This is a genomic window from Paenibacillus sp. CF384 (genome assembly GCF_900106745.1).
In the GTDB taxonomy this organism is placed as follows: Bacteria; Bacillota; Bacilli; order Paenibacillales; family Paenibacillaceae; genus Paenibacillus_Z.
In genome coordinates, this window is record NZ_FNNV01000005.1 from 98,790 (window position 1) to 118,422 (window position 19,633).

The following is a 19,633-nucleotide window of genomic DNA, read 5'->3' on the forward strand; positions in this document are numbered from 1 at the left end:
GATGGTGCTTCCTACTTCTTCTATGGCTGCGGAGCCTAGTCCTTCATTAGCCAGAACATTAAATATTGCATCGCAGCCGTCCCCGCAACGACAACCGGAAGCCATATGGATTCCAGGTCTTTCGAAACAAAGAGCAGCAGCGTAATCGATATAATCCGCCCCGCATTCAGGAACACTTCCCTCATGACAACCGATTCCACCTTGAGTTGTCCTTTCAGCGGTAGTTTGCCAATGAGCCTGTAATAATAGGAGGTTAACGTGTTCACGGCCAGAGGATTGCAAATCGAGAAGGCAACCATATAGAAGACGACCGTCCAGGCAGACACATCATAGAGAAGGAAAGCCGCACCGAGCAAAATCCCACTCGTGGAATACAGCACATGTTTGCGCACCTGTTCTTTCTTCGCTTTGCGTGAAATGATGTACCCGGTAGCGACGGTTAGAGCAGAGAAGCATACTCCTAAATAGCCGACGAAGTCTTCTCTACCTATGGTTTGATAGAGCAGAATGTTCGGTAGAAACAGCATGATGCCTTGAAATAATCCCAGAACAAAAAACGCCAGCAGTCCTTTCACCCATTGCGCGTTCTTCCGCATAACAAGGCCCATTAGGTTCAAATGATAGACACGATGATGTGTTGCCATCATCGGAATTCGGAAGCTGATGATCGAAGCTACCAGGAACATGATGAAAGCAAGCATAAACGTGATGATATAGCCGCGCAATCCTTCGTTAAATTGAATAATAAAGCCGGCAAGCGCCGGTCCAAGCAGGCCGGCCAAGTTAAACACAACCATATTAATCGCCAGAAATCGAACTCGGTTGTTCTCCGTTGACACATCGTACATAAGAACAAGGTATCCGGTCCAGTACAAGCCGGCAGCCATCCCGTGAAAAATCGCAAAGAGCACATACCATGTCGCAACGTTCTCTTGTGCAATGACAACGAGCAGATAGAAGATGGCAATCAACAGAATGCCTATCCGATAGGTGACCATCCGATCCTTGCGTTTCGTGATCCAGCCACCCAGCGCGAACGCAATCGGTGTGAATAGGAACACGATCATATTATAGAAACCATTAACGGCTAGATCGTGGGTGAGCCGCCACAAATACAAGTTCAGAAACAGCCCCGACATCGAAGCGCCGAATTGAAAGCATCCATGGATGATCAGCGCAACAAGCGCTTCTCTTCCAAGCTCTCGCTCCTTTGGAACCGGGCTTCCTTTCATGGCATTCCATCTCATTCCTAAACTTGCCTTCATCTGTACGGGGCCACCTCCGACTAAGCTACATCCAATTGCTGTCATTGTAACATAGCAGCCAAATCAGGTAAGCGCTTTAACCGAGCACTCTGGGCCAAATAACCTCTCCTGCTAGATTCTTGCTTGAATTCCGCCGTATAATCGGTCTTTCTGCCCAGATAGAGGGGAATCTGGCAGTCATGCTCTGCTTGACTGCCACTGCTGTCATGAATTGATTTTCGGCATGTCCGAATCGCCCTATATAAATGTCCGAACAGAACCCCCTTCGCCTCCTAGTAATCGTTTACAATGAGGGGGATGATGACGATAGAGGAGGCAATCAATTATGTGGCAAGCATCATGGATTTGGGGCAGCGGCGAGGAAAGCCCGCGCAATGAATGGCGCTGTTTCCGTAAAACCTTTCAGCTCGAGCAGACGGGCACCAGCGAAACGAAACTGAAACTGACGGCGGATTCCCGCTACGTTCTCTATGTGAATGGCACGCAAGTAGGTCGCGGACCGCTCCGCTCTTGGCCGTTTGAGCTTGCTTATGATGAATATGAAATCGGCCATTTGCTGCACAATGGCGCTTTGAATACAATCGCGGTATTGGTGCTCCATTCCGGCATCTCTACCTTTCAATATTTGAGAGGCAGAGGCGGCTTGCTTCTACAAGTCGTAGACGCAGATGGCACTTCCATCGTTTGTACCGACGAATCTTGGTCAACTGCTGTACACGCCGCATATGATGCGACCTCATCTCGCATTTCCTGCCAGCTTCCATTCACCGATCGTTATGATGCACGGAACTGGGATGATGCGTGGATGGTGGCGCAGGTTGACGATGCTGCATGGGAGCTGGCAACGGTCATCGGCAGCGTTGGCATGGCACCATGGACAAGCCTTGTGCCGCGGACGATTCCTTATCTAACTGAAGAGCCCGTCTATCCGGCGCGCGTGGAAGAGCTGTCGTTCGTTAAGCCGGTTGCTTGGAGTGCCGTATTCGACGTTCGGACGATGCTCGTTCCGGAAAGTGTGAATCACGCGAATCCGATTTCTTTTATCGGACTTATGGCTACTGTACTCACGCTTCCTGAAGCAGCTGCTTTTACAATTGGCACTGTGGACGGAGGCCGAGTCCCATTCCGCGTTCGTGTCGGCGGCAAATGGTACAAGGATGAAGACTTCTCCGGCGAGCGGCCAAACATGTTCCTCGAGCTTCAATTGCCTGCCGGCGAGCATTTCCTTCTGTTCGATCTGAGCGGCGGCTCGCACGGACATGGCTATCACCTTGGCCTTCATTGCGATGGCCCGTTTGAGCTTAGTTCCCCTATCGCTGAGCGTGGACAAGAGAGCCCGGCAGTGCCTTTTGCTCAGATCGGTGCTTTCGATTCCGCAGAGCATATCGACCACCAGCCCGGTGTTTCGATGAAGCAGGAGCAGTCGCTCTATGAAGCTGTGAAGCAAATCGACTCCGCCTCGCAACTGAGGGAATTTGCCGAGTGGATCCGTCCGATTCCGTCCCAGCTGGTGCATTTCACTGACGTCTATAGCCAAACTGCATGGCGTGTCGTAGACCTGCCGCAGCCGGTACCGGTTCAACTGCAGCAAGCTGTTCTGGCTAGTTCGGATGCTGGCATTGTTCCGCTTCATGCAGAGCTTGATACCGAGATTTTGTTCGATTTCGGCCGCGAGTTGACCGGATATGTGGCCTTTACGATCGATGCCGCCGAAGGAACGATCGTGGACGGCTACGGCTTCGAATATATGCGCGATGGCTGGCGTCAGTACACCTATGAGCTCGACAATACGTTCCGCTACACATGCCGTGAAGGCAGACAATCCTATGTCTCCGTCGTTCGCCGCGGTCTGCGGTATCTTGCCATAACGGTACGCGGTGCAGCACGTCCGGCGAAGCTGGTAGAAGTGAAGATGATTCAAAGCAACTTCCCAGTCGCCAATGTCGGTACGTTCCATTCCAGCAATGCGAAGCTGAATGAAATTTGGCGGATCAGCCGAGATACGACGCGGCTCTGCATGGAGGATACGTTCGTGGATTGCCCGGCTTATGAGCAAACCTATTGGGTTGGCGATGCCCGTAATGCTTCGCTCGTTAACTATTATGCATTTGGTTCTGCAGAAATCGTGGAGCGTTGCCTGCGCCTTGTACCCGGCTCCTCCTTCCAATCACCGCTCTATGGCGACCAGGTGCCAAGCGGCTGGAGCAGCGTCATTCCGAACTGGACTCTATTCTGGGTATCGGCTTGCCTAGAGCATTACCAATACACCGGCAATGAAACCTTTGCGCGCGATATGTGGCCTCATGTTCGTTTCACGCTGGAGCATTACTTGCAGAAGATCGACGAACGCGGTTTGTTAAACATTAGCGGCTGGAATCTGCTCGATTGGGCAGCCTTTGAGCAACCAGGCGAAGGTATCGTCGCACCGCAAAACATGTTCCTCGTCAAGGCACTTCGCGATGCTGCTCAGCTTGCTGAAACCGCTGGTGATGAGTTAACAGGCGTAGAATTCCGTAAGCGCGCTTCACAAATTCGCGATGCCATTAATGTGGAACTGTGGGATGCGGACCGTCAGGCTTACCTGGATTGCATTCATCCGGACGGCAGCCCATCGCGTACAACCAGTATGCAAACGCAGGTGGTTGCTTGCTTGTGCGACATCACAACAGGAGAACGCTTGGAAGTGCTGAAGCGTTACATCGTGGAGCCTCCAGCTTCTTTTGTCCAAATTGGCAGCCCATTCATGTCCTTCTTCTACCATGAAGCACTGGCTAAGTTGGGATTGCAATCAACCATGACTGCCGATATCTTAGAGCAGTATGGGGTCATGGTAGACCAAGGCGCTACTTCCGTATGGGAAGTGTATCCGACCAGCAATATTACGATTAATGACAAAATGCTAACGCGCAGCCATTGTCACGCTTGGTCCGCAGGTCCGGTCTATTTCCTCGGCACCGAAGTGCTGGGTGTACGCGGGCTGACACCGGGTTGGACGAAGGTGGAAGTTGCGCCGAAGCCGGTTGGTCTTACTTGGGCACGCGGCTCCGTTCCGGTTCCGGGCAGCGGCAGCATCAATGTATCCTGGAAGGTCGATGAACAGACCAAAGTGATGCAGCTTCGCGTTGTGGCTCCGTCCCATATCGAGCTTCAGCTGGTGAAGCCGGATGGATATGAGCTTGAAGTCGAACAAGTCGTACTTGGTTAGATCAGGAAGAGCCTGGCGAATAATCGCCCGGCTTTTCTTATTTATTGCTGCCGTTCCTTTACAAATGGACATTCTAATTTATAGGTAAGTAAATGGCGGTTCAAGGGATTATGGGATCAATGGTTCATGGATGAGCGGTGAGGATAGAACAATAAGTGTCGTTGAATCTCCGAACGCTCCCAGTTTGTTTAGTGCGCCTTCCAACGTTTGAAGTGATTCGGTGACAAGTTTAACGAGAAAGTTATATTGGTGTCCGCTGATGCGATGCAGCTCGACTACTTCGCTCATTTCCCCGCAGTATTCTACAAACCGGTCACATCCTTTGGTATAGAACAGTACATACGCAGATATTGGTTTATTGATTTTCTCCGGGATAACCACGGCACGGTAGTGGTCGATGATCCCCTTCTCTTCCATGCGACGTACCCGCTCTGTGACTGCTGGTTGCGACAAGGAAACGGTTTTGCCCAGATCGGTCATTGAAATGCGACCTTGCTCTTGCAGAATAAGCAATATTTGTTTGTCTAATTCGTCCACGAGAAGCGACTCCTTTAATTTTAAGGTGAGCATTATATAATAAATGGATTTTATAAGAGAACCCAGCTAAAGGCCTTGAAACAACTATGGGATAAGTCCGGATTATTATATAAAATTCAACCATAGAAAACAATTCAATTAAGGGAGCGCAACATATATGGAGAATCAAGCATTATTGCAGAACATTAACATCGGTCCTTGGAAACTTCGGTCACGGATCACGATGGCGCCAATGACGCGCGGTTTCGCTAACGATGTCACCGGGACGGTTGGAGAAGAGGTCGTCACTTATTATCGGCGCCGTGCCCGAGACGGGGTCGGATTAATTATTACGGAAGGCATTACGCCTTCGCCGCAAGGAAAAGGTACTTTCGGCGTACCCGGATTATATACGAAAGAGCAAGCCGACTCTTGGCGTAAAGTAACGGAGGCCGTACATGAGGAAGGCGGTACGATTATAGCGCAGCTCTGGCATGTCGGCAGGCTGACTCATCCGGATTTGATCGGCGGTCTGGCGCCACAAGCACCGTCAGCCATACAAGCGGAAGGACTCGTGCATAAGCTCCGTAAACCATTCGCAATGCCAGCGGCCATGACGACCGACGAAATCCGGGAGCTTGTCAGCCAGTACACGCTGGCTGCGAAGCACGCGATGGAAGCAGGATTCGACGGCGTTGAAATCCATGGCGCACATGGCTATATCATCGACCAGTTCGCTTCGCCGATTACGAATAGCCGAATCGACAATTACGGCAAGGATAGAGAAGGTCGCCTTCGGTTGATGAAGGAAGTGCTCTCGGCTGTAGGCGAGGTAGTAGGCATGGATCGTTTAAGCATACGTTTCTCCGAGCTGAAGGATGATCAAACTGGCTATCGGTGGCAAGAACCCGAGAGGGAGTTAGATGCCTATCTCTATCTATTTCGCGAGGTAGGATTAGGAATCATCCATCCGTCGACAAATTCATTCATAACACCAGTGGCAGGCGGCCTATCGCTGCATGAGCTCGTTCGCCAGCGTTGGAATGGCGCCGTCATCGGAGTAGGAGGTCTGACTCCGAGCTCTGCCTCGGACGCGATAGTGGCTGGTGTCATCGACCTTGCCGCGTTTGGCAAACCTCTACTGGCTGATCCGGATTTCGTGCAGCGGCTTCGTACCGGCCAACCGCAAATTCCTTACGAACCTACCCTTCATTTGAAACATTTGCTTTGAAGATGGTCAAGCACTGAATTCCTAGAAGAGGCTGCCATGGACCTATTCCCTCTCGCCCATGACTGCCTCTTTAACTTTCGTCCCCGAAACGATAAAACTGCTTCAGAATCGACCTGGCGCTATTCCCCGATTCGTCCTTCCACGTGTTCAGCATGCGGAAATCCGTATTATCCGTAATGAGATCCAAGCTGCCGATCAATCGGTTTCCACGAATCACCCCTTGCAGCTTCTCATCTTGAATCCGGTTCGCTAGGCGTCCTCCGATATCCCCGCCGTTCATAACCAGAAACGGTCGAGTATAGAAGCTCGTTGCTTCATCCGATACCGGTTCGGTAATGCCAAGCTCGTTGTGCATATGGGCCAGATGCTTGTAAATGCTGTTCATCCCTTGCTCCCGCTCTTTCCACACTGTCGCCGTTTGAACCTTCCATAAGAGAGGTGTCAGCTGTTCCGCGCAGTTCAGCTTCGCGAATGCTGTACCGAACCATTTCGGATACGGTGCATACTGGCGTTCCATGAGGAAACCGAGGTTCATGACATCTCGGATAAGCCGAGATGCAATAACGGCTGAACCAAGCTCATCTCCGGCATATCCGGCGCGAAGCATCAGATGCTCCTCTTGACCGATACGCTGCCACGCGGAAGCCAGTAGATAGAACCACACTTCATCCGGATAGAACTGCAATTGCTCGCGCAGCTCGGCTAAGCGATCATCATCATCATGGAACACTTCGCCCTTCGTCATCTCAAGCAATGTTTGCGAAGAGAACGTCAGCCAATCCGCCGAATCCAGCGGTTTGCTAAAGTCGTAAGCAAGACAATGCCAAGTGTACTGCTGCAGCGTCGTAATGACGGTCTTCTCCGCTTCAACCGGGAAACCGTAGAACGTTTCCGGTAATTTATCGATGATAGAGGCGCGAAGCCGCTCAGCCACTTCCTCGTCCGAATCATGAAGGAAAATCAGCGTTCTCGGACCCCAGTCATGGTCCTGCGACATCTCGGTATCGAAACCGAGAACTTCACTCCCAGGCCCGATGAGAGCTGCCGAGTAAGCTATCGATGTGAATACAGCTAACTGCGGCTCTACGATTTCTTCATAGTAACGCCGGCATAATTCAATCCCTTGCATCAGTAACCCACCATTTCACTACTTTTTCTGGATAAGCCCGATTCCTAAGCCTACAGGATCTACCAAATAGGCGAGATAGAAATCGTCGAATTCCATTTTATCACGCACGATGACCGCTCCGTTATCTCTTGCTTTGGCAATAGCTTCGTCAATCGCATCGACTTCAATCTGAATACGCGTACCATGCGGATGATCGGCCGGGCCTCTTCCGATTCCGCCATCAATTCCCGGCTTCTCAGAGGCACCCGTCGTAACGTTCCAATACTCCCACTGAGGTTCTGCTACCTTCCACCCAAACACATTGCTATAAAATTCTGCTGCCTTCTCTGGCTGTTGGCTGCTTAGCTCGAATCCAATTACTCTACCCATCAAAGATCCCTCACTTCACTGGAATTTATATCCACTTCACCACTTTAGCAAACATATGTTCGCTTGTAAAGAGTGAAATTGATATGTAAAAGGGGTGTCCCCTAGTCTCTTGAATATTCTAACGAACCACACAGGGACTTATTTCCCCCTGAATGGCTCCATTAAAATTCTAACGAACCGTAGGGGACTTATTCGACGGTTTTTGAGTGTTTGGAGGCTGATTATCCCACAATAAGACCTCCACGGTTCGTTAGATTGTCGAAGCCCCGAAATTCGGCCAAATAAGACCTCCACGGTTCGTTAGATATCCGCGGTGTGATGAGTTGCGCCAAGCTTTCTCTACAGCCTTATCAGCAAGGTCTCAGCAGAATACCCGCTCCTGCATTGGCAGCAAGCTCCGACAAATGGGCCATTCGAGCCCGCATAAATAAAAACCACAGATGAAAAGAAGAGCCCTTCTACAGAAAGGCTCTTCTTAATCGTGGCTGCAGCCACTTCCATTATTTATTTTTGCTGCGAATCAAATCCTCGATTTCCCGATCCAGTGCATCCGGTTGACCTGAACGAGCGAGCTCCAGCCTCGCTTCGATCACATGATGCTCCTCATCCTTGCCCTCCAGCAACGCATCTACCCTGCCAGTCGAGGAAACTCTAATCGTTTCAAGCTCTGTTGTCGCGATCAAAGATCGGATCAATATCGTATCGTGCCTGCTGCTCGCTTCTTGTATCGTTTGCGCGAATTGTAGATAACGCTCTTTTACACCGGTAAACCGCTCCTCCATCTGCCTCAAATCCCCCAGCATGACCGCCAATCGTTCTTTCCCCGAATATTCCTGCTCCAGATAGCGGCCTACAACCTCATGATTCTGCTGTTCCGCCGCTTGCTCTGCGAGCTGTCGAAACGATAGGTTTTGTTTCTCGACACCTCGTATCCGCTCTTTGGCTGACAACAGCTCCGATTCCAAGCGATTAACGATAACCGAAATTTCACGTAATCGCTCATTCGCTGACTCCAAGCAGGATTCGAAGGAACCCTGCTTCGCTTCCTGCTGCAATCCTTGACGAAACAGACCTTTTATCCGATCTACTATTCCCATCATCCCACTCCTGTGGCCGATTAATCTTCGCAGTATTTACGTGAATCCGCTGGTTGGAATGAAGCCTGTGTGATGAATTTCCCGGGGGCACCGTCGTCGCCATATTCAAACACAAATACATGATCTCTTGGAATTACTTTTCCCAATACCCTTACAGCATCCGTCTGCACTTTGTAAACCGATGGAAATGGACAGCAATACCAGTAAGAATCTTCGCTGATATGACCTTTTGACACCAGTTCCTCTACAGTCGTTTCATAATCCCGTTCTACTCCGCTATCCACAAAACATTCCCAATGCTCGATTAAATCACGCTCCGCCTGAAAAAACTCGCCTGCACGCTTGATCTCACTAGCAGCCATCGGTGATGTCACTTTCCATATATCGTTCGAATCTAATTTACAGCGTTTAAAGCCCATGCCTTGCGTTCTCGTTCCGACGGAGGGACGCTTAAGCAATTCGGGGTCCTTCAACCCTTGGGCGATCAACAAATAATTCGATAATGCCATCCAATATTGTTCCTCGGCATCTTCATGACTTTCTTCTGAAACATGTCTTCCGTTCGAGATCGTGCCCACGATGGAATCCCCAGCCTGTTTCCGTGTCCTCGCTTCTTCGTACAGGAGAATCGCCTCTCTGTATCGTTCCTTCTCATTGCGGGCGAGCGATACTTCCAAGGCAAGCATTTCCTCCATCTCAGCAGCCGCATTGCGAAGTCCGGCGATGTGCTGAACCGGGCATGGCTTTGGACCTTCAATCTGTGTGCCGAGTCGGATCGGAAGTTCTATACGCGCTGATTGCGCAAAAGAAGCCTCTTGTCTAGCCGCGACCATTATATCAGGCAGCATCCCATACCAAATATCGGCTTGATCATGAGTTACAATCGGAACTGCTTTCGGTTCATCGCCGGAGAAGGCATCGCCCAGTAAAGCGTCAGCCATCTTCTGAATACTTCTTGCTGCTTGAACAAAGGCCAATGCACGGGGAGACGTATTGTCCGCTAACTCCACATGGAGGGAATAAACTTGCTCGCCAAGTCGCTTGTAGCTCTCCAGATGCTCGATCGGACACACCTTTTGACCGGAAAAGGCTTCTAGAAACCAATCCTTAATTCCCATATTGAGATAACCTCCACAAAAGTTCGAATGTTAGTGATGTTCACGCGGATCGTTTCCATTTGTTTCAAATGAAGCCAAGATAATTCACACCAACTCCAGCTTATAGTATATAAGCCGATCTCGCAGTTCCTCTTCTCTCACGAACTGACAAGCTTCCAGCAATCGCTGGCATCTCACATTCGCTTCTTCAACCGTGGCCTCAATGTAATCGAGCTGCATCACATCGAATCCCAATCGGAACATAGGTCGGAGCACTTCCTTCATGTACCCTTGGCCCCAATAAGCTCGACCTAAATCAAAACCAATCTCTGCTCGAGATGGACCACCCTCATCCTTCACCCAACAATGGTAACCGCAAGTGCCGATCAACGATCCGCTCTCTTTGCTAAACAATCCATATCTGCAACCGCTGTCCTCTATGTGAAACTGAATAATATCCTCCGCTTCAGCAATAGACTGACACGGCTCGATGTCCATAAAAGCAGTGACTTCCGGGTCCGAGAAGTGTTTGAATACCTCTTCCGCATCATCCAGCGTCAGCTCTCTTAAAATCAATCTATCTGTCGTTACTGGTGGAAAATGAATCAATATTCACAACACCTCATTCGGTCTATTTTGCCTATCATTTATAGCTCCCTATAACATGTTCATCCCAGACTTGCACTTCGATATATCGCTCCGGGCCAAATGCACCATCTGCATTCCACTGCTGAGGGAGTCCATATTGTTCAATAATATTCTCAATTTCAAGCCTCGTATAGACTTGCTTTCTATACGCTCTGTCGTCGTTAAATCTCATGGTCGGGAACAAATCTCCATACGTGAAGCTGACCGAATCCACCTCAAACTCATCTAAAGGGATCTGCAGCAAGCCCCCTTCTTCAAACCATTCCTCTATCCAGCCGCATGCTCCGAGTGTCATATAATGCGGATAAAGCTGTTGCGGTTTGCCCCCTTTGGCTATGAATATCTCTCTAGCTGCTGCTTCCAGCTCTCTGCGTATGGTCAAATAATCCGCTGAGCGCCGGCTCGCAAACCCTTTGCCTTCTCGTACAAGCTGCCTCTGCACCTCTTCCGCTTGCTCCATTGGAAGACTGGATAAATTACGAAAAGGCCCCAGCCTCTTGTCGTAATAATGAAATAAACTCACTGCCACGGCGACACCACAATCTCGCCAATCGGAGAAGGAGGCGAATCAAGCTCGGTTTGGACGTGGACGGTTCCCGCTGCGTACCAGCCGTCCGGCTGTCTTCCTTCGGAAGCAAGACGGATTCCCGGCTCGCCGGTAAGTCTATCGACAAGTGCTACTTCGAGTCTGTAATGACCAAGCGGCATATCCGGCGGAATGTCGAGCGACCGCTCATAGGTGATGTCGCCGGGCAGCCATTCCCGAATGTCGGCATCTGTCAGATACACGTTGCTGCAGCGCTCGTTAACCAGCCGCACCGCCAAAGGAAACCTACGATAGATCGGCGCAACGCCAAGGTTCTCCCACCAAGAGGTGAAATCGAGCTTGCCGCCAGGCTTCACGACATCCGGGTAAGTCCACTTGCGCAGTGCGAAGCGGTACCCCATCGATCGCAGCCAGCGATTCACCTGACTTTCCCATTCACGTGGAATCGGGGATGATTTGGGATTGAAGGAGGACATATGCCATTTCAGCGATTGATCGATCACGTAGTCGATATCGACACCGCGGTGGAACCATGAATACATGACCCCGCACGATTCAAAGGACACATGGCCTTTCTTCCAAGCATGCTGCATCCCGCATTGGATGATCTGCTGCGGATAACAGTCCAGCATATGTGCCGCGCCTTCCGTCATATCGCCAAGGCAATCCATCCGATAGCCCACATTCGCCTTCGTCAGACCATATTGATTTGTATAGGGATCTGTTAACAGCATGACTAGAGGCGTATCTATAAATGTGTCGGTATAGGAATCTGCCAGAGCCGCACGCGTGTGCTCGCTCAAGAGGTGAGAGGATTCGCCTTCGCCCCATGCGCTGACAATGGACATATCCACCGTCTCCAAATCGGGATGCCCGTTATACCTCTCGCCCATAAGCCGTGTGAACCCGCCAAAATGCTTCACGTACAGCGGATTCTCAGGGTCCACCTGCCATTTGGCATCCGGCAGCGGTCTGCCGCTGCTACCCACCATCGCGCGAAACCATGCCGGTACATCCTCCGATTCTCCTACTCCATAAGGCGCGATTCGCAGCTGAAGCGTCTGTCTGCGCTCGCGCGCCACAGACAATGCAGTATCGATCAAATCCCAGCGATATTCTCCTTCTTCGGGCTCCAGATATTTCCAGTACACGCGATAATACGCGAGCGATGTCATCGGGTAATCTACATTTTCCAAGCTTCCGCTATAGCTCTGATATTCGATCGGATGTCCTTCTGTCCAATGCCTGGTTCCCGGATTCAGCTGATCTCCGTTAAAACGCTGGAACGTCATAAATCCGGTTCCCGGATTGACGAGCACGTCTTGAATCACCTTCGGATACATTGCAATGCGGCTTCCCATAACCATGCGAACACCACCTTAGTTTACTAGATTCATTGTTACTAGAATAACATAATATGTAAATTCGATGTGATCCCGGTTATTAACGAGAAAATAATAAGCACATACCTTCAAAAACCCCGTTGACAGCTCCGAGGGGGCGATGATAAAGTACTCACATATACTTTGAAGAACGGAAAGGAGGGTTACGGATATGTTTAACCGACATATGTTTGCATCATTTCTGCCTGAAGGCGGAGCATACAATCGAAATGTACGTAACCCTCGCGCAAACCGGCGTTAAGAGGCGGAGAATGGCAGATTCTCGCTGAATAACGTTAGAAGGTGCATGGTTGCGGTGACGTAATCGTGCGCCTTTTTTATTGCACTCGGGTCAGGTGGCGACAGTTCTCAAGCTGTCGATCACCATACGAGTTCAGGCGTATCGCTTACGGGCGGTATGCCTTTTTTGGTTCCTCAGAAGTTTAGAAAGGTTGTTGATCGACGTGTTTGCAGTACTTAAGAAGCTAAGCTGGTTTTTCAAAATGCATTGGAAACGCTACACGGTTGCAGGCGTTCTGCTGACAATCGTTGGCATTATGGAGGTTATGCCTCCGAAATTAATCGGATATGCCGTCGACAGCATCGGGCAAGGGACGATGACGACGGGGAAGCTAACCGAACTTCTGCTGTTCTGGGGCGCCCTTACGATCGCGATTTATCTTATTACTTGCGTATGGTGGTCGCTGCTGTTCGGCTCTGCCTTCATGCTGGAACGTACGCTCCGTTCCAATCTGATGCGTCATCTGCTCAAGATGACGCCTACGTTCTACGAGCGTAATCGTACCGGGGACCTCATGGCCCGGGCTACGAACGACCTCGGCGCCGTATCGACGACGGCAGGCTTCGGGATTCTCACGCTGATTGATTCCACCGTGTTCATGACGACGATTCTTTTCGTTATGGCTGTGTTAATCAGCTGGAAGCTAACGCTTGCGGCTATGCTGCCACTGCCGATTCTGGCACTGGTCATGCAGCATTTTGGCAAGAAAATTCATGAGCGGTTTACGGTGCAGCAAGATGCCTTCGGTAACTTGAATGATCAGGTGCTGGAATCCGTATCCGGCGTACGGGTTATTCGCGCCTTCGTCCAAGAAGAAGCAGACCGGAAACGGTTTAGCGATATGACAGATGAAGTGTTCAGTAAGAACATTGCCGTTGCCAAGATCGACGCTTTGTTCGAGCCGGCACTCAAAATTCTGGTCGGGATCAGTTACTTAATCGGTCTCTGCTATGGCGGCGTGCTCGTGTTCCGCGGCGAAATTTCGCTTGGGGAAATGGTATCGTTCAACATGTTCCTCGGGATGCTCATCTGGCCGATGTTTGCCATTGGGGAACTGATTAATATTATGCAGCGCGGTAATGCCTCGCTCGATCGTATCAATGAGACGCTTGGCATTAAGCCAAATGTGAAAGATGCGCAGTCGCCGGTAGCCATGGCAGTGCCGGAGTCAATCGAATACGAGCAATTGTCCTTCCGTTACCCTTCTTCAACCATCGATAATCTGGTCGATATTTCCTTCAAGCTGCGCAGAGGCGAAACGCTTGGCATCGTCGGCAGAACAGGAAGCGGCAAGACGACGCTGCTCAAGCAGCTGCTGCGCGAATATCCGATGGGTCAAGGGAGCCTGAAAGCAGGCGACGTCTCCATCACGGAGATCGAGCTTGATCAAATCCGCAGCTGGATCGGGTATGTGCCGCAGCAACCGATCTTGTTCAGCAAGACCATTCGCCAGAACATCGCCTATGGCACCACCGGTGTCACCATGGACGACGAGCTGCTGAACAAAGCGCTGGAGCTGGCTGCATTCCGCAAGGACGTCACGTTCCTCCCGGATGGCCTCGAAACGCTGGTCGGCGAGAAAGGCGTTGCGCTATCAGGCGGACAGAAACAGCGGGTCAGCATTGCGAGAGCCGTCATTGCCAATCCGGAAATTCTGATGCTGGATGATGCCCTCTCCGCTGTTGATGCGAAGACAGAGACCGAGATTCTGGAAGGTATTCGAAGAGAACGAGCCGGCAAAACAACGCTCATTACGACGCACCGGCTGTCGGCCGTACAGCACGCGGATTGGATTCTTGTGCTGGATGAGGGCCGTATTACGGAAGAAGGCACACATGAACAGCTGATTCAGAACAATGGCTGGTACAAAGAGCAGTACGATAGGCAGCAGCTCGCTTCCCTGGTGGAAGAATAATCGACTGCCGGCTCAAATGTGCGCATACTAGGATAAATGAAATGAAGGTGACAATGACAATGGGTAACAACGGAAAACGATTGTTTCAATATGCCTGGCATTATAAAAGGCCCATTCTGCTAGCGCTTCTGCTGCTGGCTTTGGCCATCTCGGTCGAGCTTGTAGGACCGTTCCTTGCCAAACGTATGATTGATACGAACATTATGGGGATACAGAAACCGTGGTACGAAAGCAAGCAAGTCGGGCCTTACTCCGTCCCTTATAAGGACAGCTGGTACAAGCGAGCTGACCACTGGGAGGACGGCGAAGTGAAAGGCCGGGAAGTCCATGTGATGCAGTCCGGTCTTACGTATTATTTTGTAGATGCGCCCGGTGTTCCAAGCACGGGATCGCTCTCGTTTAAGGACGGTCAGCTGACTGTCACAGCGAAGGATGACAGCGCGCAGCAATTCCCTGCGGTGCAAATGAGCCGCAATGAAACTTATGGCTTCTACAAACCGGAGATTAGAAGCATGATCACGCTTGCTTCCGGCTATGTCGTTCTGCTGCTAATCGGAGCGCTTCTGGCTTACGGTCAGAAGTATTTGCTTCAAGTGTCCGCTAACCGGATTGTACGCAAGATGCGTAACGATGTGTTCCGGCATATTCAGGAGCTGCCGGTTCAATATTTCGATAATCTCCCGGCAGGCAAGGTCGTTTCTCGCGTAACCAATGACACCGAAGCGATTCGTGAGCTGTACGTCTCGGTACTGGCGAACTTCTTCTCCGGTATTATCTATATGACCGCCATCATGGGCGCATTGTTCGTTCTGGATACGAAACTCGCCTTAATCGCGCTGCCTTTATTGCCGATCCTCTACGTATGGATCGTCGTGTACCGCAAATATGCATCCAGCTACAATCATGTCATTCGCTCGCGTCTGAGCGATATTAACGGCATGATCAACGAATCCATTCAAGGGATGCCGATCATTCAAGTGTTCCGCCGAGAGAAACAAACGATGGCGGAGTTCCATGAGACGAACGACGAGTATTTCAAATACCAGAACAAGATGCTTTATTTGAACTCGTTTACGAGCCACAACTTGCTTACGATCTTCCGTAATATCATCTTCATTGCGGTAGTATGGATGTTTGCGGGCGGCTGGCTCGGAGCAGCCGTTTCGGTCGGTGTCCTCTATGCGTTCATCGATTATATGAACCGGATGATGTCCCCTATCGTCGGTATGGTCAATCAGCTGTCCAACCTAGAGGTTGCTCGTGTATCCGCCGAGCGGGTATTCGCCCTTCTGGATGAGCCCGGCATTCCCGTGTCGGAGCAGCGTTTGGACCGTTATAAGGGTCATGTTGCTTTCAATAACGTATCGTTCGGGTACAAAGAAAGCGAAGACGTGCTCAAGAACATCGATTTCACGGCCAAACAAGGTGAAACCGTTGCGCTTGTCGGTCATACGGGATCGGGTAAGAGCTCAATTCTGAATCTGCTCTTCCGCTTCTACGACATCGATCGCGGCTCGATTACGGTGGATGGCAACGATGTACGCGAGATGACAAAGCAGCAGCTGCGTCAGCATATGGGCATCGTGCTGCAAGAGCCGTTCCTCTTCACAGGTACGATCGCTTCGAACGTCAGTCTGGACGATCCGTCGATTACGCGTGAGAAGGTGGAACAATCGCTTCGCGATGTCGGCGCGTATGACATGTTCATGCAGCTGCCGGGCGGACTCGATGAGCCGGTGATTGAGAAAGGCAGCACGCTCTCAGCGGGCCAGCGACAGCTGATCTCCTTCGCGCGTGCGCTAGCGTTCGATCCGGCGATTCTGATTCTCGATGAGGCAACGGCGAGCATCGACACGGAGACGGAAGCGATCATCCAACAAGCGCTCGACGTGCTCAAGCGAGGTCGCACAACCTTCGTCATCGCTCACCGGTTGTCGACGATTCGCGCTGCAGACCAGATCCTCGTACTCGATCGCGGCCGCATCGTGGAACGCGGCAATCACGACGAGCTGATGGAGCATGGCGGCAAATACCACGCCATGTACCAGCTGCAGCAAGGTGCAGCCGTCAGCGTAGCTTAACAACGTGAAACGGCTGTTGCCCTTCACTTGGCGGCGCAGCGCGATTCATCCAGTGAAGAATCTAACTAAAAAATGGCGCCGCAGATCTTATATCTGTGGCGCCATTCTATTGATTGGATAGTTTAGTCCGCTGCCAGGTCTAACAGTCTGCGAATAAGAGGGGCAGCATGGAGCTAACTACCACGTTTTAATCGACTTCCACCTTGAGTTGCACCAACTACACGACAAACCAAAGCCTTCCGAGAATATAGGTAGTTATCTTGTATAAAATGCATTTGAAAAACGAATAACCAGCAATATTCACAAGAAAAAAACGTATGACGTGTACAAAGTACACGTCATACGTCATTAGAGACTAGAAAGTAGCGATTGTGTTGTACGCCTTACACGTCATCTTCGAGCCGCGTGACAGGTGATCCCTCGTTCTGTGGCCTCTTCGTCATTATGAATGACTTTTGGACAGCCCCTTCAATTCCGCTGCTATTGATTGTTCAACCGAACAGAAGTTTCGAACTCTCGCGAACCTTCTATTAATGTAATCACGCGCGCACCGCGTTCAAGCTTGCCGTAGGTGTTATATCCGGTAACGCGGCCGTAACATAATTGTATGCCATGGAAGCGACCGACATAGTCGTTATCGTGGTCATGCCCGACGAAGGTTCCGACGATATCGCCCATCTCCAGCATGGCCGTGAACAAGCCGCTGTTCAATTTCGGACAGCAAACCGCCTCGCCTTTGATGCCTTGTATCGTGCCAAGGTGGCAGACCTGTTCATACTCCGGAATCGGAATATGGAAGAATGCGAGCGCAGGCAACGTGCGACCGGCGTTTCTCGCTCTCAGCGCCAGCGATTCATGCCGATACCACTCCACTTGATTCGGCTGAATCCATGCGTACCCGCCAACGCTCTCCGGCGCGTAGTCACCAGAGTCGAAGAAATATAAAGCGGCCGCATCCTCACTGCTCGCAGAACCTCCGACAGTCAGCACATAATTGCCGATGCCATAAATGTCCTCAGGTCCATCGACGGACAAGTTATTGTCATGTTCCCTTAGAATCTGATTCAACCGCTGACGCGTAATTCCTTTCTCCGAATCATGATTGCCATAAACGACGGCAAACGGAATACCGGATTTCACGACACCGGCAATGGCGAGGCGGAATGCCCCTTCTTGATCAGCGATGTCGTAGCTCGCAATCACATCCCCCGTAAGCACGATCAAATCCGGCTTCTGATCCGCGATCATCTGATCGATAAGCGCTAGGGTTTGGACATCTTTCTTGGACCCGTCTTGGATATGCATATCGGTAAACTGTAGGATTGAAAATGTTCCGTTTGCACGAAAGCGAAGCTTATTGGGTTCCACTTGGAGATCTCCTCTCTAGTCTAAATAGACATTACGTAAGCTGACAATAAGCGGGCTCCCCAACCGGTCGCACCAACGGCAAGCTGGCCTTTGGCTGAAGAGCAGTCCTTCGGTCCGTTCATATCCATATGGGCCCATGTGAGAGCGGGATGCACGAATTTTCGCAAAAACAATGCCGCCATAATAGCGCCACCGCCATTCCCACTGCTAATATTGGACGTATCCGCATAATCGCTGGACAGGTAGCCTTCATACTCGTCAATAATCGGCAGCTGCCAGATCTTCTCGCCATACGGCTCACCTGCTGCCTTCAACGCTTGTACAAGCTCGTTCTGTCCAAAAGCACCTGCGACCGCAGTACCAAGCGCTCCAACGACCGAATATGTCAACGTCGCCATATCGATGACCTGCTCTGCGCCGAGCTGATGGGCATAAACCAAGGCATCCGCCAGAATCAGTCTGCCTTCCGAATCCGTATTGCCGACTTGGACGGTGACCCCGTTCGCATACCGGATGACTTCGCCGGGCAGCATTGAGCGATCGGATGGACTGTTCTCCGCCGATGGTACAAGCACGACGAGATTGGCCGGATACTCCGCGCGCACGACCAGATCGAGAGCACCGAGCACACCGGCGGCCCCTGCCATATCCATACGCATATCGCTGATATCATGGTCTCGCTTCAAGCTAATGCCGCCGGTATCGAACGTAATGCCTTTGCCGATTAAAGCCACCAGGGGCTTCGTCTCGTCGGTGCAATACCGCAGCTCGATAAACACAGGCGGATGGATGCTTCCTTTGCCAACTGCCGCGAGTCCGGCAAACCCGCGGCGTGTAATCTCCTCGCCTTCATACACCGCAACCGTCGCCTTGGTGCCGGCAAACCGCTCCACTGTTCGCTCCGCCAGATCGCGGGGACGCAGGTAGTTAGGCGGCTCGTTCGTCAGATCCCGCGACCACATCGTACTCTCGGCTCGAAGCTGACCCAGACGAATCGCTTCTGCCCGCTCTGCCGAAGAATCACCAATCAGATGCATGTGGATATCCACGCGATGCTCGGCTCGCGCCGCCGATTTATATTTATCGAACACATAAGTACCTAACAGTGAACCCTCTACCCAAGCTTCCATATAGGCAGTCAACCTGCCTGCGAAGACTCCGCCACCTTCTAGGGCTTCGAAGGAAACTACTGCGCAATCCCGCTTCTCTTTATGTAAAGCACGTCCCGCATTCCCTGCCGCATCACGCAGAACAGCCAGGTTAAACTTGTCTGCTTCGCCCAGACCAACTACCATGAGATCGGCCTGACCGCTGTGAGTGCCATAAAACCATGTTATCGCATGTCTGGCACCCATATACGGCAACAGGGAAGCCTTTCGCAGCTCTTCCCGGCTTTGAGACAAATCCGCCAAGCTTTCCGTAAATACAGGAACAATCACAGTCTGAATGCCAGTTCCCTGGCTTATTTCGAAATGCATAGCT

15 protein-coding genes are annotated in these 19,633 nt (G+C 51.1%); 4 read left to right on the forward strand and 11 right to left on the reverse strand.

Annotated features, from left to right (window positions below; genetic code table 11):
- Positions 1-35: 35 nt before the first annotated feature.
- Positions 36-1,265: an MFS transporter gene (locus BLW29_RS10925; protein ID WP_090979317.1), complete on the reverse strand. Its 1,230-nt coding sequence runs from the start codon at positions 1,263-1,265 to the stop codon at positions 36-38.
- Between the two features lie 325 nt (positions 1,266-1,590).
- Between BLW29_RS10925 and BLW29_RS10930 the strand changes: the two genes are divergently transcribed.
- Positions 1,591-4,470 (forward strand): family 78 glycoside hydrolase catalytic domain, encoded by a 2,880-nt coding sequence (locus BLW29_RS10930; protein WP_090979319.1) that lies wholly within the window; start codon positions 1,591-1,593, stop codon positions 4,468-4,470.
- A gap of 108 nt (positions 4,471-4,578) precedes the next feature.
- Here the strand turns inward: BLW29_RS10930 and BLW29_RS10935 are convergent, their stop codons facing one another.
- Entirely contained in the window at positions 4,579-5,007 is a 429-nt protein-coding gene (locus tag BLW29_RS10935) for an Lrp/AsnC family transcriptional regulator (RefSeq protein ID WP_090979321.1), read from the reverse strand.
- Positions 5,008-5,164: 157 nt separating this feature from the next.
- On the opposite strand from BLW29_RS10935, the gene BLW29_RS10940 reads away from it, so the two are divergent.
- Positions 5,165-6,217, forward strand: a complete 1,053-nt coding sequence (locus BLW29_RS10940; RefSeq protein ID WP_090979323.1) for an oxidoreductase — start codon at positions 5,165-5,167, stop codon at positions 6,215-6,217.
- Between the two features lie 70 nt (positions 6,218-6,287).
- Here the strand turns inward: BLW29_RS10940 and BLW29_RS10945 are convergent, their stop codons facing one another.
- From BLW29_RS10945 to BLW29_RS10975, 7 genes are all read right to left on the reverse strand, one after another.
- On the reverse strand, positions 6,288-7,346 hold the full coding sequence (locus BLW29_RS10945) for a DUF4037 domain-containing protein (RefSeq protein WP_090979325.1): 1,059 nt from the start codon (positions 7,344-7,346) through the stop codon (positions 6,288-6,290).
- Positions 7,347-7,364: 18 nt separating this feature from the next.
- Complete coding sequence (locus BLW29_RS10950) at positions 7,365-7,715, reverse strand: VOC family protein (protein ID WP_090979327.1); 351 nt, start codon at positions 7,713-7,715, stop codon at positions 7,365-7,367.
- Between the two features lie 500 nt (positions 7,716-8,215).
- Positions 8,216-8,815, reverse strand: coding sequence for a hypothetical protein (locus BLW29_RS10955; RefSeq protein WP_143044385.1), 600 nt, complete (start codon positions 8,813-8,815; stop codon positions 8,216-8,218).
- A gap of 17 nt (positions 8,816-8,832) precedes the next feature.
- Positions 8,833-9,930 carry a hypothetical protein gene (locus BLW29_RS10960; RefSeq protein WP_090979331.1) on the reverse strand — a complete coding sequence of 366 codons (1,098 nt, stop codon included), beginning with the start codon at positions 9,928-9,930 and terminating at the stop codon, positions 8,833-8,835.
- Positions 9,931-10,014: 84 nt separating this feature from the next.
- Positions 10,015-10,518, reverse strand: coding sequence for a GNAT family N-acetyltransferase (locus BLW29_RS10965; protein ID WP_090979333.1), 504 nt, complete (start codon positions 10,516-10,518; stop codon positions 10,015-10,017).
- A gap of 34 nt (positions 10,519-10,552) precedes the next feature.
- Positions 10,553-11,080: a hypothetical protein gene (locus BLW29_RS10970; RefSeq protein WP_371264704.1), complete on the reverse strand. Its 528-nt coding sequence runs from the start codon at positions 11,078-11,080 to the stop codon at positions 10,553-10,555.
- Complete coding sequence (locus BLW29_RS10975) at positions 11,077-12,471, reverse strand: DUF4832 domain-containing protein (RefSeq protein WP_090979337.1); 1,395 nt, start codon at positions 12,469-12,471, stop codon at positions 11,077-11,079. The genes BLW29_RS10970 and BLW29_RS10975 overlap by 4 nt, the downstream gene beginning before the upstream one ends.
- 479 nt (positions 12,472-12,950) lie before the next feature.
- Here BLW29_RS10975 and BLW29_RS10980 point away from each other — a divergent pair, with 479 nt between their 5' ends.
- On the forward strand, positions 12,951-14,702 hold the full coding sequence (locus BLW29_RS10980) for an ABC transporter ATP-binding protein (protein ID WP_090979657.1): 1,752 nt from the start codon (positions 12,951-12,953) through the stop codon (positions 14,700-14,702).
- Between the two features lie 59 nt (positions 14,703-14,761).
- On the forward strand, positions 14,762-16,783 hold the full coding sequence (locus BLW29_RS10985) for an ABC transporter ATP-binding protein (RefSeq protein ID WP_090979339.1): 2,022 nt from the start codon (positions 14,762-14,764) through the stop codon (positions 16,781-16,783).
- 480 nt (positions 16,784-17,263) lie between these two features.
- On the opposite strand, the gene BLW29_RS10990 is transcribed toward BLW29_RS10985, so the two are convergent.
- Entirely contained in the window at positions 17,264-18,151 is an 888-nt protein-coding gene (locus tag BLW29_RS10990) for a metallophosphoesterase family protein (protein WP_090979341.1), read from the reverse strand.
- Between the two features lie 20 nt (positions 18,152-18,171).
- Positions 18,172-19,629 (reverse strand): leucyl aminopeptidase family protein, encoded by a 1,458-nt coding sequence (locus BLW29_RS10995; RefSeq protein WP_090979343.1) that lies wholly within the window; start codon positions 19,627-19,629, stop codon positions 18,172-18,174.
- Positions 19,630-19,633 lie beyond the last annotated feature (4 nt).

Coding starts and splice junctions, on each gene's coding strand:
- BLW29_RS10945 (WP_090979325.1), bottom strand. CDS start 7,346: ATGCAAGGGATTGAATTATGCCGGCGTTACTATGAAGAAATCGTAGAG.
- BLW29_RS10995 (WP_090979343.1), bottom strand. CDS start 19,629: ATGCATTTCGAAATAAGCCAGGGAACTGGCATTCAGACTGTGATTGTT.
- BLW29_RS10940 (WP_090979323.1), top strand. CDS start 5,165: ATGGAGAATCAAGCATTATTGCAGAACATTAACATCGGTCCTTGGAAA.
- BLW29_RS10930 (WP_090979319.1), top strand. CDS start 1,591: ATGTGGCAAGCATCATGGATTTGGGGCAGCGGCGAGGAAAGCCCGCGC.
- BLW29_RS10985 (WP_090979339.1), top strand. CDS start 14,762: ATGGGTAACAACGGAAAACGATTGTTTCAATATGCCTGGCATTATAAA.
- BLW29_RS10960 (WP_090979331.1), bottom strand. CDS start 9,930: ATGGGAATTAAGGATTGGTTTCTAGAAGCCTTTTCCGGTCAAAAGGTG.
- BLW29_RS10975 (WP_090979337.1), bottom strand. CDS start 12,471: ATGGTTATGGGAAGCCGCATTGCAATGTATCCGAAGGTGATTCAAGAC.
- BLW29_RS10925 (WP_090979317.1), bottom strand. CDS start 1,265: ATGAAGGCAAGTTTAGGAATGAGATGGAATGCCATGAAAGGAAGCCCG.
- BLW29_RS10950 (WP_090979327.1), bottom strand. CDS start 7,715: ATGGGTAGAGTAATTGGATTCGAGCTAAGCAGCCAACAGCCAGAGAAG.
- BLW29_RS10955 (WP_143044385.1), bottom strand. CDS start 8,815: ATGATGGGAATAGTAGATCGGATAAAAGGTCTGTTTCGTCAAGGATTG.